Below are 17,046 nucleotides of genomic sequence, written 5' to 3' on the forward strand. Positions count from 1 at the left end.
CTATCTATTGTGCTTTTCAATACGCTTAGAAAATACCAGAAGATCATCACCTTTATCGTTGAGTTGAACAATAAGATCATTCCCCCAAGCATCTTTCAATAATTTGCTGCCTTCTCGACACCAAGAAGACTCCGCAAGAATAGCTTCTTTACGCGCGATTACTTCTTTTAGTGAAGCTCCGCTCGATGCGTACTCCATCATCAAAATATCATAAACTTTAGCACAATTCTGCTCCGTTTGAAAAATCTTACCCTTCTGGATACTACCACGCATATTGAACGCTAGGGCACTCCCAACAATTCCTATTAAGGTGATAACAACCATCATCTCAATTAAAGTAATTGATTGTTTACGTTTTTGTTTTCTCATACAATCCTACTGAACCTAACAATTATAATGTTTGTATGTTACTGGTTAGCGGTATTAATACTGCCAACATAATAACCCCTATAACTCCTCCAAGAACTACTAAGATAACTGGTTGGCACCACGAGGTTATCCAGCTAAGAGTTTTTTGTGTATCCTCATTGTAAATATTAGCAATATAACCTAACACGTCTGCTAATTCTCCTGATTCCTCTCCTAAAGAGATCATTCCTAAAGCCAATTGCGGAACCCATTTTTTCTTTCTTAACTCGTGACTCAAAGCATTACCGCCAATAACACTATGCACGACTGTTTCCATATCGTTACGTAAAAATTCATAGGGAATAGAGTGGCATCCTAACTCAAGACCCTCTATTAGGGTGCCCCCACCACGTAAAATCGCGGAAACTACGGAACAAAAACGACTAAACCCTACTTTGACAAAAAAATTCTTCAATCCAGGAAAAGCAAAAATGAACCTTTCTATACCACGCTTCCAGAAACTTCGATTTCTAGTTATAAAAGCAAATCCAAAGCAAACACAAACCCCTACAAGAAGTAGATAGCCATAGCTACAGACAAAATCGCTAATACCAAAAACTGCATATGTAATGCCGTTGAGTTCTATAGAATCAAAAGTCTCTTTCAAAGAAGGAATTACTCCCATTAAAAAAAATAAAATAACAAGAACAGAAAATCCTATTAAGACAATGGGATAACTCAATGCAGCCCACATTTTTTTAGTTACTTGCTCTCGTTCCTCTAAAACACCAATAATATTTTCTAAAGCTCCTTCTAGATTTCCTACACGTTCTCCTGCCATCACTCCGCTACAATAAAAGTTATCAAAAATTCTCGGATAGGATGCCAAAACCTCAGATAACGCTCCCCCCGAACGTAAATGATTCATGAACGAAGTAAGTAAACTAGCCATCGGCTGACCTTGGTACTGATCTCTCAAAGCAGACAGTGTTTCATACAGGGGCAACCCGGATTTTAGAAGCAATAATAGTTGCTTACTGAATACGATCTTCTCTGCATTACTAACGCGAATAGTAGGAATCGCTACTTCGCGAATAGACAAAAAATGTTTCCCCGATTCTTTAAGTTTTTCTCTAGCCTCCTGGATGTGCAAAGCTTCAAGATAACCACGTCTTTTCTGTTCTTTTTCATTAAGATAGGTATAGCGATATCTCGGCATACTACCTCCCTCTAATCATAACGTCTTGTAACACGAAATACCTCTGACAATGTAGTATCACCTGACAATGCCGTTGTAACTCCGTGTGATAACAACGGGAGGAACCCCTTACTATCTGCAATCTCGCGAAGAGTGTGATAGGGACGGTTCATAGCAATTTCCGAACGTATTACTGTATCTGGACGGAAAAATTCATATAAACCTTGACGTCCTTTATAACCTGAACGGAAACAACGTGAACATCCTAAGCCGTGATATAAAATACTTTCAGGATCATAACCATGAGAAAGCAGAAATGCTTTCTCCTCAGCATTAGGAGCATAACACTCTTTACAATGGGGACAAATTGTTCTTACTAATCTTTGGGCCATAACCCCAATGATTGTTGCAGACAGTAAATATGGTTCTATACCCATATCCAAAAGACGAGGAATAGCAGAAATTGCATCGTTTGTATGTAAGGTACTAATCACCAAATGTCCTGTCAGAGCAGCTTGTATAGCAATCTCTGCTGTTTCATGATCTCGAATCTCACCGACCATAATAACATCAGGATCCTGACGGAGCAAATGGCGTAGCCCGCGTGCAAATGTTAAGCCTATTTTTGGCCTCACGGCAATTTGTGCAATACCAGACAACTTATACTCTGGGGGATCTTCTATAGTCATAATATTAGTAAAAGGACCCGATAAATGCTGTATCACACTATACAACGTTGTTGTCTTTCCACTGCCAGTTGGTCCTGTCACAAGTAAAATCCCTTCAGGAACAGAGACGGATTCTTTAAAAGCGGTTTCGATATCCCTGGGCATATGTAAACCACCAATATCAAGAATAACATTACGTTTATCCAAGATACGGAGAACTACTCTCTCACCGTAAATAACTGGGACAGTGCTAACACGCATGTCCACTTCTTGACCGGCAATTTGGATCTTAATTCTACCGTCTTGAGGCAAACGATGCTCAGCAATATCCATTTTTGCCAATACTTTAACACGCGTAATTAACGCTGATCGCAAATGTACTGGCGGAGAATGCCTATCATGCAACACGCCATCAATACGGTAACGAATACGAAGAGCATCTACTAAAGGATCAAAATGTATATCTGAGGCACGTTCCTCTATTGCTTCTTTTAGGATTAAATTCAGAAGACGCACAGCAGGGATAGACTCTGTACTTTCTAGAAGATCTTCTTCTTCTGCATCCTCCACTTGATCGCTCTTAATAGATAGGAGCATGTCGGAAGCATTACCATGAAGATTACTATACAATTGCTGCAAATCTTTTAATATTTCGGATTCTTCTTGAAAAACAAAGGTAACGTTTTTTTTGACTAGTAACTGAATTTCGTCTCGAGCTACCAAAGGAGTACTGATAGCACACGCCATAGTAACTTCGTCTGGTGTTTCTTTAATCGGGAGAAGGTGATGTTTTTTTAGGAAGGCGTAGGGAAATAACTCTAAGAATTCAGAAGATAACTTAGCGTCCGTCATATTCCAACCCCTCTGTACGAGATGAGGGCAAATCTATAGAAGAAATAAATTCTAATTTCTTCTGATTAGCGTCTGCTGTTGCTCTCCCTACCATCACAGCCTTTTGAAACTCTTCACATTCTCCAGGACGAGAAGCAAGAAGAGCCTCTGCAAGCTTTTCTTTTTTTTCTATCGGGTTATCCAGTATTTTCGGGGTGATAAATACAAACATCTCTGTTTGACTATCAGATGTTGAGTTCATACCAAACAATTTACCAACACCAGGAATCTCTCCGAGGAAGGGAATACCATCTTGACCATCTGTGGCTTGCTTACAACGTAAGCCTCCTATAATGATTGTTTCTCCATCTGCTATCCGCACCTTATTGGTAATATTTCTACGAGTAACATCAGGACGATCATTAATATTTTTACCAGTTGTATCAAAAGTAATATCAGTTTCTAGAGTGATAAAACTTTTCCCATCCTCCTCACCAACATTGATAACCGGCAGTAATTTGATCATAATTCCGTATTGAGCCCGGTTATACTGCAACTTATCATTATCTGCCGATACGGCAATGGACATTTCATCTACAATTGCTATTCTTGCCGGAGTTTGATTCATAGTGACAACAGAAGGGCTTGCATTAATACGAATATCCTCTTGCGCCATAAGGAATTGGTAAGCAAGATCGTATCCAGGAACTAGAGAGTTCCCTGTATTTCCCTGAAGCAAAAACTCCAAAATGCCTCCGGCTTTAAAAGAAAGCGCAGCGGAACCTTTTTTACACAGCTCCTCTCCTAATCTTAAAAGGTTTAATCCCGCTTTACGTTGGTAGGCCAGCTTCCTTTCAAATAATAAAACTTCGATACGCACCATTTTCTTGGGAACATCAAGCTTTTTTAAAAGCATCTTAATACGTGGAAGAGCCTCTTTCTCAACTACTACGATTAAGGTACCTGTTTTTGAATCAGCAATGAAACTTCCGTACTTAGCAGACCCCTCCTTAATACTTACTCCAGCTGTTGTATCAATATGAATAGCCGGACAAATTGTTGCTCCCTCTACATCTGGATGAATATCTTTACTACTTCCCTTCCCTGCAAATACATCATGTACTTGCGATAAAAGTACTGCGAGCTCTTGTGGATCCGAATGTTTAACACTGTACCAAAACACGGTCTTGTCAGTTGGGTTTTCGATACCCTCTTCAATATCCTTTATCAAATTAATAGCTTGTTGGACTAAACTGGATGAACCACTAAGAAATAAAGAACGGCCATGAAGCTGTAAAGGTACCACTTTAAAACCCAGACTGCTATCGTCACCATCTTTCGTGATATCGTCACGGAAAGCTGCCTTAAGAATAGAAACCATTTCATTAGCATCTATTTTAGTTAGAGGCACCACGCGATATTCCTGACGAATACTGTCGGATTGAATAAAATCATAAATCTTAAGAAGCTCACTAATCTCTCCGGCAGAACCGAATAGCCATATTTTCCCCCCAATAATATCAATCTGTACCGTTTCGGAATTTGCAAATTTCTTTAAAGCCTGCTGATCTCCGCGAACATCGACGTTCTTTGAGGTAACAACATAGCCAATGTACGCAGAAGGGGATAACAGTTCTAAATCTTTTTTCGACGCGAAAACACCGGCAACGCCGGCACCTTCTTTTTGATGACTATATAGCTCTTTCAACCAAGGAGATACTTCACGAATACCTACTCCTAAACGAGATAAGACTTGTTTTAAACACTCTTCAAAAGCTTCTTTAGGAACTACGAACCTAGACAAAGAAGAAACTTTGATTGCTCCGATATGTGAGGGGATAAGATAAACAACATCCTCACGACCATAATCAGAAACTAAATTATATACCGTAGTTTCGGGGTGATGCCATAAAGCATATTCATCTATACTACCGCCCTGTTCATAAATTTCTGCTGCCCAAAGCTCTTCTAGCTGCTTTAATTCTCGTTTTACTCTAGTCAGGCTATCTAAAACTCTCTTCCAAGTCTCCTCGTCTTCACACCCAGACTCTCGAAGTGTTGCAGCTTCCTCATAAAGCTGCCTAAGCTCAAGATTCAACTCTTTGATATCTAAATTAAATCTTGACAAACCCAAAGAGCTGCTAACCCAATCCCCTTTTTTTTCAAGAGAAGCTGTTTTTTCTGATACTGTTAATGCTAACCCAGTATTCCACCATACTAAACTAGTCAAACCTAAGTAATAAACTAAAGGATTGCGCAACACTTGCATTTGTCACCCCCCTCGACTTGCTGTTTCCCCAGCGATGAGTGGTTTCTGTTGAACTGGATCATTTGTATCCTTTGCCACACCCAAATCTAGGCCTTGTTTTAGCGGTAGAACTACGGACTCTACCAAAGTTCTTTGAGCATTGAATATATGTCCGCGTAGAACATATCCTCGAGCGTCTTTGTCTAGTTTGTCGAACACAAATAAAGGACCCTGAATCTTTCCTGAAAGATAATCTTCTAGTTGATCAGCTCGAACTATTCTCTCCCAAGATTTTCCTGTATGCACCACCCAATCATCAGGAGACAGGGTCAATCTATGCCCCCCTGCATTTATGATAGGGCGAGACCACGTACGCATTCCTATGAATTCGAATTCTTTAATAATCTCAGTAATTTCGATGGGGGAACTAATCACTTTGACCAAGCTCATAGCTTGATGTGAAGTCCCGTCTGGGCTCCAAACATCAATTACTAGGACCTTATCATCTAATCGTTTGACCTCCATTAAAGGAGCCTGTGAATGATCCCCTTCAAATTCACCACAACTCTGCCACCGATCCCCATCCCATAGCAAAATGTCTCCAACAGCAACGTAACGGCTATAATTTTCATCAGACAAAGAGACAAAGTCTACACGTTCTTTCATTGCCTTGTGAGCATAATCTGGACCACCATGCATCTGTAAAAATCTATCTACCCCTAATCGACGCATTTTCTGCTTCACTGGGAAACTAGCATCTACACGAACACCTCCGATTTCCCAGCCTTCCAACAATCCTTTAGCTGGAGCCGTTAAAACAAACCGTGCATGATCCTTAGGGACATCCACTACGCTTTGACTTAATCCTAAATAAACGACTTTTACCTCTAAACTACGCTCATCCACACCACTATGACATTCTAACCATAAATCTGTAGGAATACGGCTAAACTTGAAGCAACAGTCATCAGGAGTTGGCATAAACTGGAGGTATACTTTTTCCCCCGATGTAGCAACGTAACGATCCTTTGTAGATAGAAGTTCCAAGTAAAACTTGCCTCCGCTAGCATCAGGACGTTTGTTACTTCCTAAAAAAATAACTTCCCGACGCAGATCTGGCAAACGCTCCCTCAAAACAGGTTCTTCCAAAGACCAGCCACCAAAAGACAAGCTGTTTTCTTGATCTTTAAGATTTTCTTTTGTTTTGCTGAGCCACTCGTCAGAGGATAAAAATGCGCTACATAGACTGTTGGCATCATTTGGACAGCCGCAAATCATGAATAAAAAAGCAGCAATGCCGACCAAGCTGTATCCTATTGAAAAGAACAAATCCATAGTAATACAAAATAAAACAAAGAGAAAAAAGATAAACGATTAGAGAAAAAAAATCAATTTATACTAATAAATGTTAGAAAACTTAACACTTTATTACAAACAAACTAAAGATGTTTTATTTTATAAACAAACTAATTCCTGAGACACAGGACGGTTTGTTAAATTAAAATAATGTTTTTCATTTATTAAAATTGAATCTTCTATACGAATTCCACCAGTCCCAGGGAAGTATACACCAGGCTCAATTGTAACTACCATGCCCGATCTCAACACACTTTCCCTATCTTTAGGAGACAGGAAAGGATATTCATGAATATTTCTACCAACTCCATGCCCTAAGCCATGGAAAAAATATTTTTCCAATTTGTATTGTTCTAAAACACGCACTGCTTCCCGATAGATGTCAATACAGGCTACTCCATCAGCACACATATCCATAGCGGATTTCTGCGCTTCAAGAACAGCAGAATAAGCGTTTAATAAACAATCATGTGGTCGGCCGTAAGATACTGTCCTAGACATATCGGAACAATAACCTTGATATAGAACACCAATATCAATCAAAACGATATCCCCACGACCTAAACGACGATCTGTTGGGATAGCATGGGGAAACGCTGCATGCTCGCCAAAGGCAATAATAGGAGAAAATGAAACATCCAAGACTCCCTTTTCCATCCAAAATGCCCGTACTAAATGAACAACTTCTTTCTCCGTGATGCCTTCTTTAAGAATAGAAAGAATATAATCATAACCCTCAGAGCCTAAATCAGCTGCATGTTTCATTTTTTCGATTTCATCATTATCCTTCACACTACGAAGTTTTTCACAAAACAAAGAAATTGGAGACCAAGAACACGGGATTCGTACTAAATCTTGATATTTTGCGTAGCCAGTATGTACGCTATCAAATCCTACAGCCTGATAAGAAGAAGTCTTGAGAAAATTACCTAGAGATTCAAGAACGGTATTCTCACAAAAAATTGATCTGACGCCTTCTAAGGAAGAATAAAGATCACGATCCATGCGGTTAACGAAAAACACCGCTTCGTTTTTTCCTATTAAAAGAGTCCCAGAGACTACCTGATCATACAAAAAATAGGAAACGTCCTCGTCTCTCTCAACAAGTATTGCATCAATGCCATACTCCGATAAAGCATGCTGAGCCACAATGATACGATCGTGCAACATAACCTACTCCTTGATAAAATCAGCTTCCAACACTAATCGACAAATTTGCGTTCCGTCAAATGCTTTTTTGGGTTTGCCCATATTCCAAAGTATAGCCAACCAACTGCGATCAAAATTACGATTAGCTTTGCCAAACAAAGTCTTAGTTAATGCTACTTGCATCAAACTAACCAGCTCCTTTGCTTTAAAAGCCTCTTTGCTTTCAGAAACCAAGGAAAAAATCCACGATTTTAATTCGTTCTCTTCAATGAATGCGGGCGCACTTTCTATTGAAAAAGTGCAAGGTCCAATTTGTGATAAGTCAATCCCCATATTTGCAAAATCATGCAAATACGTAGCAAGCAAAACGGCCTCCTCTCGAGTGACTTCTAAACAAATGGGAGAGAGAAACATCTGACTATTGCGCGTGATGTTTAATTGCTTAGTTAGGGAGAGATAGAATAAATGTTTGCGAGCAGCTTCAGTAAAAACGACATGCACACCCTCAGAATCTTCAGCCAATATAACCTTCCCAATAGCAGCCAAAAACTGTACCTCTGAAGATGAGATCCAAGTGATTTGTTTGTCTTGAATGGGTTCCTTGGCACATATATTAGCGAAAGGCACTTTGTTTTGATAATCACATATTCTACTGAAAGGTAATTCCTGAGACATATTGTCTTCTTCCGGAACCGTGCTATCAAAAAAACGTACAGAAGGGAGAGAAATGCCTTCTAAACCTTTTGGCTCCACAATCTGACTAGAACATGCTAATACATCGGAAATAGCCATAGTAAGTTGGTCACCTAAGATGTCCTCTTTTAAAATTCGAACCTCTGTCTTTTGAGGATGTACATTAAAATCACACCAATGTGAGGGTAAGTATAATTTCACTATAAAAACAGGATGACGTTGAGATGGTAGAAGCAAACCGTACGACTCTGTTATTTTTTTTGATATCCACATCGACTCAACAGGACGATCATTAATAAAGATTCTTTGTCCTTGACGTGTAGGACGGTGGAAATTTGGGTTGCCTAGATACCCCACAATACGTATGTCCCCATTCTCATAAGATAACGGTAAAGCTTCTTTCATGAAACTTTCCCCCATTACAAATGCTATGCGTTCGCAGAGAGACTGGTGCTTAGATATAGAGAATTCCTGTTGACGCTCACTGAGCCATGACCAGGCAACATTTTCACAGGCAAGAATACAATTTTCTAACAATCGCCTAATTCCTAAACGATCCACATGGGAACTTTTTTGAAAACCCTTACGAACTGGGACATTGTAAAATAATGAATCAATAGCAATTGTAGTCCCCTGCTGCCTAGGAGACGGTTTAGTTTCAAGTAAATCTCCACCATGAACGACACAACGAATTCCTTGTCCAATAGCTGTTGAAGAGAGGACTTCCATTTTACAGATTGAAGCTATAGCAGGTAAGGCTTCACCTCGAAAACCAAAACTATTTAAGGAAAATACGTCTGCAAACTCACCTATTTTAGAAGTTGCATGTCGTTGTAATGCCAGCATTATGTCTTCAAAAGTCATGCCACATCCATTATCCTTAACAACAATGAGACCTTGCCCGCCACCTAGGGTTTCAATCTCAATTTCAGTAGCCCCTGCGTCTAAAGAATTCTCTACCAATTCTTTAACAACAGACACAGCACTCTCTATAACTTCTCCAGCAGCTATCTGATTAATCGTTACAGAATCAAGTAACCGAATAGGCCTTCTAATAGACATAAGAAACTCAAACAAAATATCTTGGCTGAGGAAATTAAAACACTACATAGCTAATGTCAAGAATCCAAGTTTTTATAGATTATAACTCACTCTAAAACAAGTAATTAGAAAAAAGCAGCCATTAACAATAAAATTAATTTCATTACAAACTTGTCATTAGTAAATGATTAATTTTAAAATTAGTTAATGAATAAATAATTTTTTATTTTAGGAATTATATTAATGAGCAAGCCTACCTCTAATAATTCTAAGAAGCCTTCAGCATCATTTAACAAAAAAACACGTAGCCGACTTGCTGAGCTCGCTGCGCAGAAAAAAGCAAAAGCTAATGATCTAGAACAAAAGTATCCTGTACCTACAGAAGAAGAGACCAAACAAGCTCTTATGGATATTCTACAGGGGTTGGGGAATGGCCTGACACTGCAACAAATTTTAGGATTATCCGATGTCCTGTTAGAAGAGATTTATACAATAGCTTATAGCTTCTACTCTCAAGGGAAATACACTGAAGCTATTGGTTTGTTCCAAATTCTTACCGCTTCCAAACCACAATGTTATAAATATGTGCTAGGTTTAAGCTCTTGCTATCATCAACTAAAAATGTATAACGAAGCTGCTTTTGGCTTCTTCCTAGCATTTGACGCTGAGCCAGAAAACCCTATCCCTCCCTACTACATTGCCGATAGTTTAATGAAAATAGATCAAAAGGAAGAATCTCGCGATTTCTTAGATATCACTATCGATATTTGTGGGAACAAACCGGAATACAAAATCCTAAAAGAGCGTTGCAATATCATGAAAAACTCCTTGAACACAGACGCTCCTAAAAAAAATCAGAAAACTAAAGCAACAAAATCTAAGACTCCAGCAAAAAAACGCTCCGGGGGAAAACGTTAATTATTCGAGAAGGCACCATGAGTAAGAAATCTAAAAAAACAAAAAAAGTAACAACACAAGCAAAAACAGATACTCCCATTGTAGTTTCTAATTTCGATCAACAAGAGCAAGCAATCCAAAATCTCGAAAACTTTGTCTCTGCTATTTATAAGGACCTCCCCTTAGCTGAAACATTTGGAGGCATCAATAATGAAAAACAACTCACACAAATGATTGCGGCTTTAAGCGGAACCCTAGATGCTTTCCCAATTGAAACCCTAACAAGAGGCTTATTTTCTAATCCTCAAGAAGATGAAAAATTTTCTAAAGATCTGTCATCAATATTACATGGGTTAAAAAATCTAACATCGGTCGTGAACAAGCACGTCTCTGATAGAAAATAATACTGTTCGGTAAAACTAAATGATATGAGGTAGAACCAGTATGTCTCTTTCTTCTTCTTCAGGACCTGACAATGCGAATATGAGAAATATTATGTCACAGGTACTTGCTTCAACACCACAAGCTGTACCTACTCCTGACAAGTTAGCTGGAAATGAAACCAAACAAATTCAGCAAACCCGTCAGGGGAAAAATACGGAAATGCAAAGTGATACAGCAATTGCTGGAACTCAAGGCAAGAATAAAACGGATGCTGTGCTTGAGGCTGAGGACTCTAGCAACATCATGGCGCAACAAGGCATTGCAGCCGGAAAAGAGACAGCCACTGCAAATGCGGCAAATGCAGCGAACTCCGCAGAAATCGCAAAAGCTATTAATCTACAAACGAGTATTGAAGAAACTAATAAAACACTAGAGACGACTCTTTCTTCGTTATCTTCAGTAGATTCTGCTCAGGTACAAGAAATCCAGGAATTAGTTGCTTCAGCAGTGTCAGGCCAATCAGCACGCGTTTCTGATAACTTTGAAACTCCTGATTTACCTAAGCCTTCTATTACTCCAAGACAAGATGTTATGGAAATCAGTATGGCTCTGGCGAAAGCTATTGCTTCATTAGGAGAAGCAACGGCCTCTGCGTTATCAAATTACCAGAGTACGCAAGCACAAGCAGAATCTATGAACCGAGCTTCTTTGGAATCTCAAGGACTAAAGATCGATTCTGAACGAGCAGAATTTAAAAAAATGAAAGAATTAGAAGCTAAAAGCGCTTCTAACCAGACATTGAATACAGTAAGTACTGTGATGATTGCGGTATCAGTGGCCATTACGGTTATCTCTGTAGTTTCAGCACTATTTACTTGTGGTTTAGGCCTCATAGGAACTGCAGCGGCAGGCGCTACTGCAGCAGGCGCAGCCGGAGCTGCTGCTGCTACAGCAGGAGTTACTGCAGGAGCTGCTGCTGCCACTGCTACTGCCACTAGCGTAGCGACAACAGTAGCTACACAAGTCACAATGCAAGCAGTAATTCAAACAATAAAGACAGCAATTGTAGAAGCTGTAAAACAGGCAATAACTGCTGCAATTAAAGAAGCAGCAAAACTTGGGATCAAACAAGTAATCAAACAAGTAATTCAAGCTGCTGTAAAGACATTAATGAAAAACATGTCCAAAATTTTTAATACAGGTAAAGAGTTGATTGCTAAATCATTCCCACGGCTCGCAAAGGTTATGGAAAACCTAGGAAGTAAATGGGTCGCAATGGGATTAGGGACTGCAATTGCTGTACCATCACTAGTAAAGGGTATTGGGGATATCAATATTTCACACGCACAACAAGAGCTTGCAACAATACAAAGAGAAACCGGAATGTTAACAGCGCAATCTGAAATGATGAAAATGTTCACTCTATTCTGGCAACAGGCTAGTAAAATAGCAGCGAAGCAGACAGACGGGGCTAGTGAAATGCAACAACAAGCAACTAAGCTTGGGGCACAAATTTCTAAAGCATTCACAGCTATTAGTGCTGGCCTAGCATCAGCGGTATAACATTTATTATCAAAGGGAGCATTTTGCTATGACATCAGGAGTTAGTGGAAACAATAGTTCTGATCCTACATTGGCAGCTCAGCTTGCACAAAATGCTAGCCAAGCAGCTGCAACAGCATCAGGAAATAAACAACAAGTAAATAAGCAGGGAGCGCAAGAAGAAGTTGCTGCTGGCTTTGAAGACTTGATCCAAGAGACCCAAACACAAGGAACTAACAAGAAAGAAGCTACCTCACAAACTACAAAAAGTTCCAAGTCTGAAAAAGGAGAAAAAGCTGGAAAAACATCTACTTCCACTTCAGTCTCCAGTGCTGCAAATACTGCTACCGCGCAGGCTGTTAAAGGACCTGGAGGATTGGGTCAAAATAATTACGAGCTCCCCCAATTACCTGAACCCCCAAATACAGAAGTTAATGGGGTAGTAATTAAGAAAGGCATGGGGACACTAGCCTTATTAGGATTGATTATGACTTTGTTAGCACAAGCTAGCGCTAAATCATGGTCTTCACAATTTCAACAACAGAACCAGGCTATTCAAAACCAGGTGGCAATGGCACCAGAAATTGGCAATGCCATTAGAACTCAAGCAAATCACCAAGCTGCTGCTACTGAAGCTCAAGCAAAACAAAGTTTAATCTCTGGTATCGTTAATATCGTTGGATTTGCCGTTTCAGTAGGAGGAGGAATTCTTTCTGCAGCAAAAAGCTTGGGGGGTTTAAAATCTGCAGCGTTTGCGAAAGAAACTGCAGGAGCTGCAGGAACAGCTGCGAGTTCTGCTGCCTCGCAAGCGTCTCGAGTTGCTTCAGAAGCAACTGCTTCTGTAGCTAAAACAGCAACAAATGTAGCCTCTTCAGCTGCAAGTTCTGCTGGGCAGGCAGCTTCTAAAGCAGCAGCAGGATTAGTCGATGATATTGCAGCTGCAACATCTAAGGCGACTGCAGGAGCTGCTAATGTAGCTGGGAAAGGAGGCGGTTTATTTGAAAAAGTTTTAAATAATCCGGGCTGGAAAGATCAACTTTCTCGTGGTATGAACGTAGTAAAAACACAAGGAGGACGAGCAGCTGCATTTGCCGGTCGAGCTCTCTCAACATCAATGCAAATGTCCCAATTGGTACATGGTTTAACAGCAGGTATTGATGGTATCGTTGGAGGTATCATTGGTGCAGAAGTTGCATATCATCAAAAACAAGCTGGTATGGCTGAAGCGCATGCTGAAGAGTTAAAACAAATGTCCTCGATTCAAAGCCAATACGCAGGACAAGCACAATCATTACAAGATCAATCCCAACAAAGCTTCAGCTCGGCGTTACAAACTTTACAAAATATCGCCGATTCTCAAACACAAACCACAGCAACAATCTTCAGTTAATAACTTGAAGAAACTAGCTGAATAACCTTGCTCTTACAATTCTCTTGATGTAAAGCTGCTTTACATCAAGAGACAATATATCCTTGCCTAAACTCTTCATGATAAATCATTCTACAACCTATGACCATGAAGCTAACAGCAAGCAAAAGACTCAAGGAAAAATTCTCACCCAACAGCAACCATCCATAAAATGCTGAAAATAAAGGCATTACAAGACTACAGAAAGATAAGAAAGTCGAAGAAAATTGACGAAGCAGCTTAGCATAGAGATTGTAACAGATTAAGTTAGAAATAACGACAAGACCAACTATAGAATATAAAAATAGCTTAGAGTCACTTACAGGAACAGGGTCCCAATTTTCTACGCACATAGAATGTAATAACGACAATATTCCAGCAATCAACATCGCATAGACGTTGATAATCCCAACAGACAGAGTAGTGTTTTTTTCTATTTTTCTTAACAATGTCCACCCAAAAGCAGAAAAACAGGTTGCTAATAGCAAAAGTAGCTCTGAATAGCCTATTTGCCATGTCCATAAACCTCCTTCTCCACCAAAAAATAAGTAAGAGATGTAACCAAACAAGCCTAAGAAAAGTCCTATGGTCTTTTTCCAGGTTATAGTTTCTTTCAACTGGATATAAGAAAACAAAGCAGAGATGAACGGAGATAAACCATAAATAAAACAAGCCTTCGACGAAGTTAGTCCACGCAAACCAACAAATTCACAAACATTTGCTAAGTAAAACCCAGACAAAGAAAGTAAGAAAATTGGCATGTAAATACTTCTAGGTAAACGTAGAGACCTTTCCTTATAGTAAGTAACACCTGCTAAAATTACCCCAGCTAAAATCATACGACTACCAGTCACAAAAAGTGGAGCCGATGAATCTATGGCAAGCTTACTAATAGCAAATGAAGAAGACCATATAAACGCTGTAAAAAAAACTAGAAATATTGACATATGGAGGTTCTTAAAAGGAACTGACTGTGTCATTTTAAAAAAAAATACCATTGCCTCCAACTGAAATAAAATTTTTAGACAAACTAAATCTTCCTATAATAAATCTATTCCCTAGAAATGCAGAAAACTCCCTTGCTTTGATCCCAAAAAACACTACAATAACTGGTGTTAAGAATCTCTATGAGGACAAAATGATCCACATAATTTGTAATAAAGAAACTTTTGAATTGCCCGCAGGGACAACTGCTGCTGATTTCGCGAGCAAAATAAAAAATTCTCATTACTTTGCTGGTGTCATGATCAACGACAAACTAAAGGACTTGTCCACATGTCTGCAGGAAGGAGATTCTTTGAGGTTTGTAACGTTTTCAGATCCTGAAGGGCGAGAAATCTTCCTTCATACTTCGGCACACATCTTGGCTCAAGCTGTTTTACGTTTATGGCCTGATGCAATCCCTACTATTGGCCCCGTCATTGATCAAGGATTCTATTACGATTTTGCCAACCTCTCTATCAGTGAAGCTGATTTCGAAATGATTGAAAATATGATCTCTCAAATCGTAGAAGAGAAGCATCCAATATCCAGACATGTATTCAAGAGTAAGGAAGAAGCTCTTAAAGAGTTTCCGAATAACCCTTTTAAGACAGAATTAATCAGAGAATTGCCTGATCATGAAGAAATAACAGCGTACAGTCAGGGAGAGTTTATGGATTTATGCCGTGGCCCCCATTTGCCTACAACTACCCCCGTAAAGGCATTCAAACTATTACGCACCTCAGCAGCATATTGGAAAGGGAACCCCTCAAGAGAATCCCTAATACGCATTTATGGCATTTCCTTCCCCACTACAAAAGAACTTAGAGAGCATTTACACCAACTAGAAGAAGCAAAAAAGCGCGACCATAGAGTCCTGGGAACTAAACTAGATTTATTTTCTCAACAAGAATGTTCGGCAGGCATGCCATTCTTCCATCCCAGAGGCATGATAATTTGGGATGCACTTATCAATTATTGGAAACACTTACATCGCCTTGCCGGATATAAAGAAATACAGACCCCAGAACTAATGAACCGCCACCTTTGGGAGATCTCTGGTCACTGGGATAATTACAAAGATAACATGTATACCCTAGAAATAGATGATGAGGACTACGCAATTAAACCAATGAATTGTCCTGGTTGTATGCTGTATTATAAGACGAAATTACACAGCTACAAGGAGTTCCCCTTAAGAATTGCAGAAATTGGGCATGTCCATCGCTACGAAATTTCTGGAGCTCTATCTGGGTTAATGCGTGTTCGTGCTTTTCATCAGGATGACGCACATATTTTTTTGGCGCCCGAACAAGTTGAAGAAGAAACTTTAAACATTTTAAATTTAGTTTCTGAATTGTACGGGACGTTTGGTTTAGATTATCATTTAGAGTTATCAACAAGACCTGAGACAGGCACGATCGGCGATGATAATCTTTGGGAACTAGCAACTACATCTCTAAAACGAGCATTAGAAAAATCAAATAGACCATTTCTAGTCAGTCCTGGAGAAGGTGCGTTCTATGGCCCTAAAATTGATATCCATGTTAAAGATGCAATTAACCGAACTTGGCAATGCGGAACTATCCAATTAGATATGTTCCTCCCCGAACGTTTTCAGCTAGAATATACTAATGCTTTTGGAGAAAAGAGTACTCCTATTATGTTACATCGCGCCTTATTCGGTTCTATAGAACGCTTCCTAGGAATTTTGATTGAACATTTCAAAGGTAAATTTCCCCTATGGTTAAGTCCAGAACAAATCCGTATTATTACCGTTGCTGACCGACATGAATCACGAGCAAAAGAATTAGCTTTTACATGGCAGAAACTCGGTTTTACAGTTACTGTAGATGACTCAAGCGAATCCGTAAGTAAGAAAATCCGTAATGCCCAAAATATGCAAGTAAATTATATGATTACACTGGGTGATCGTGAAATTGAAAATAATACATTAGCAGTGCGCACCCGAGATAACCGGGTTCTAAGTGATGTGTCAGTGGAAACATTCATAAATACAGCACTTGAAGAAAAGAACTCTTTGAGCTTAACTCCACTACTGTAACTCTATAGCAAAAGGATCAAAAATCTAGATGAAAACCATAGCTGTCAATAGCTTTAAGGGTGGAACCGCAAAAACATCGACAACTCTACATCTAGGAGCAGCGTTAGCTCGATATCATAATGCTAGAGTGTTATTGATCGATTTTGATGCTCAAGCGAATCTTACTTCAGGTTTAGGATTGGACCCTGACTGTTATGATAGCCTTGCGGTCGTTCTCCAAGGCGAGAAGGATATTCA

14 protein-coding genes are annotated in these 17,046 nt (G+C 39.4%); 6 read left to right on the forward strand and 8 right to left on the reverse strand.

Annotation, left to right across the window (positions count from 1 at the left end; genetic code table 11):
* The 7 genes from H359_RS04875 to mutL all read right to left on the reverse strand — a co-directional run bounded on the left by H359_RS04875 (position 1) and on the right by mutL (position 9,553).
* On the reverse strand, positions 1 to 369 hold the full coding sequence (locus tag H359_RS04875) for a type II secretion system protein (RefSeq protein WP_020370643.1): 369 nt from the start codon (positions 367 to 369) through the stop codon (positions 1 to 3).
* A gap of 22 nt (positions 370 to 391) precedes the next feature.
* Positions 392 to 1,567: a type II secretion system F family protein gene (locus tag H359_RS04880; RefSeq protein WP_020370644.1), complete on the reverse strand. Its 1,176-nt coding sequence runs from the start codon at positions 1,565 to 1,567 to the stop codon at positions 392 to 394.
* Positions 1,568 to 1,578: 11 nt separating this feature from the next.
* Positions 1,579 to 3,066 carry a GspE/PulE family protein gene (locus tag H359_RS04885; protein ID WP_020370645.1) on the reverse strand — a complete coding sequence of 496 codons (1,488 nt, stop codon included), beginning with the start codon at positions 3,064 to 3,066 and terminating at the stop codon, positions 1,579 to 1,581.
* Positions 3,053 to 5,314: a type II secretion system protein GspD gene (locus H359_RS04890; RefSeq protein ID WP_020370646.1), complete on the reverse strand. Its 2,262-nt coding sequence runs from the start codon at positions 5,312 to 5,314 to the stop codon at positions 3,053 to 3,055. Before H359_RS04890 ends, H359_RS04885 begins: the two co-directional genes overlap by 14 nt.
* Before the next feature lie 3 nt (positions 5,315 to 5,317).
* Positions 5,318 to 6,628, reverse strand: a complete 1,311-nt coding sequence (locus H359_RS04895) for a hypothetical protein (protein ID WP_081031113.1) — start codon at positions 6,626 to 6,628, stop codon at positions 5,318 to 5,320.
* 120 nt (positions 6,629 to 6,748) lie between these two features.
* Positions 6,749 to 7,819 carry a M24 family metallopeptidase gene (locus H359_RS04900; RefSeq protein WP_020370648.1) on the reverse strand — a complete coding sequence of 357 codons (1,071 nt, stop codon included), beginning with the start codon at positions 7,817 to 7,819 and terminating at the stop codon, positions 6,749 to 6,751.
* A 3-nt stretch (positions 7,820 to 7,822) separates the two neighbouring features.
* Positions 7,823 to 9,553, reverse strand: coding sequence for a DNA mismatch repair endonuclease MutL (gene mutL, locus H359_RS04905; RefSeq protein WP_020370649.1), 1,731 nt, complete (start codon positions 9,551 to 9,553; stop codon positions 7,823 to 7,825).
* A gap of 222 nt (positions 9,554 to 9,775) precedes the next feature.
* Here mutL and H359_RS04910 point away from each other — a divergent pair, with 222 nt between their 5' ends.
* From H359_RS04910 to sctE, 4 genes are read left to right on the forward strand one after another with little or no spacing between them, the layout of a single operon-like run.
* On the forward strand, positions 9,776 to 10,450 hold the full coding sequence (locus tag H359_RS04910; protein WP_020370650.1) for a SycD/LcrH family type III secretion system chaperone: 675 nt from the start codon (positions 9,776 to 9,778) through the stop codon (positions 10,448 to 10,450).
* A gap of 17 nt (positions 10,451 to 10,467) precedes the next feature.
* Entirely contained in the window at positions 10,468 to 10,833 is a 366-nt protein-coding gene (locus H359_RS04915; protein ID WP_020370651.1) for a hypothetical protein, read from the forward strand.
* Between the two features lie 40 nt (positions 10,834 to 10,873).
* Positions 10,874 to 12,376, forward strand: a complete 1,503-nt coding sequence (locus H359_RS04920; RefSeq protein ID WP_020370652.1) for a secretion system effector C (SseC) like family protein — start codon at positions 10,874 to 10,876, stop codon at positions 12,374 to 12,376.
* Between the two features lie 28 nt (positions 12,377 to 12,404).
* Entirely contained in the window at positions 12,405 to 13,745 is a 1,341-nt protein-coding gene (gene sctE, locus H359_RS04925) for a type III secretion system translocon subunit SctE (RefSeq protein ID WP_020370653.1), read from the forward strand.
* Positions 13,746 to 13,810: 65 nt separating this feature from the next.
* On the opposite strand, the gene H359_RS04930 is transcribed toward sctE, so the two are convergent.
* A complete protein-coding gene (locus H359_RS04930) occupies positions 13,811 to 14,710 on the reverse strand; it encodes a DMT family transporter (RefSeq protein ID WP_035392403.1) in 900 nt (299 codons plus the stop codon).
* A 191-nt stretch (positions 14,711 to 14,901) separates the two neighbouring features.
* Between H359_RS04930 and thrS the strand changes: the two genes are divergently transcribed.
* Both thrS and H359_RS04940 read left to right on the forward strand, forming a co-directional pair.
* The gene (gene thrS, locus H359_RS04935; protein ID WP_020370657.1) at positions 14,902 to 16,809 is read left to right on the forward strand and encodes a threonine--tRNA ligase; all 1,908 of its coding nucleotides are present in this window, start codon (positions 14,902 to 14,904) and stop codon (positions 16,807 to 16,809) included.
* Positions 16,810 to 16,837: 28 nt separating this feature from the next.
* Positions 16,838 to 17,046: ParA family protein (locus H359_RS04940; protein WP_021119632.1), on the forward strand; the 209-nt coding region annotated here is incomplete at its 3' end.

It is taken from the genome of Chlamydia ibidis 10-1398/6 (assembly GCF_000454725.1).
In the GTDB taxonomy this organism is placed as follows: domain Bacteria; phylum Chlamydiota; class Chlamydiia; order Chlamydiales; family Chlamydiaceae; genus Chlamydia; species Chlamydia ibidis.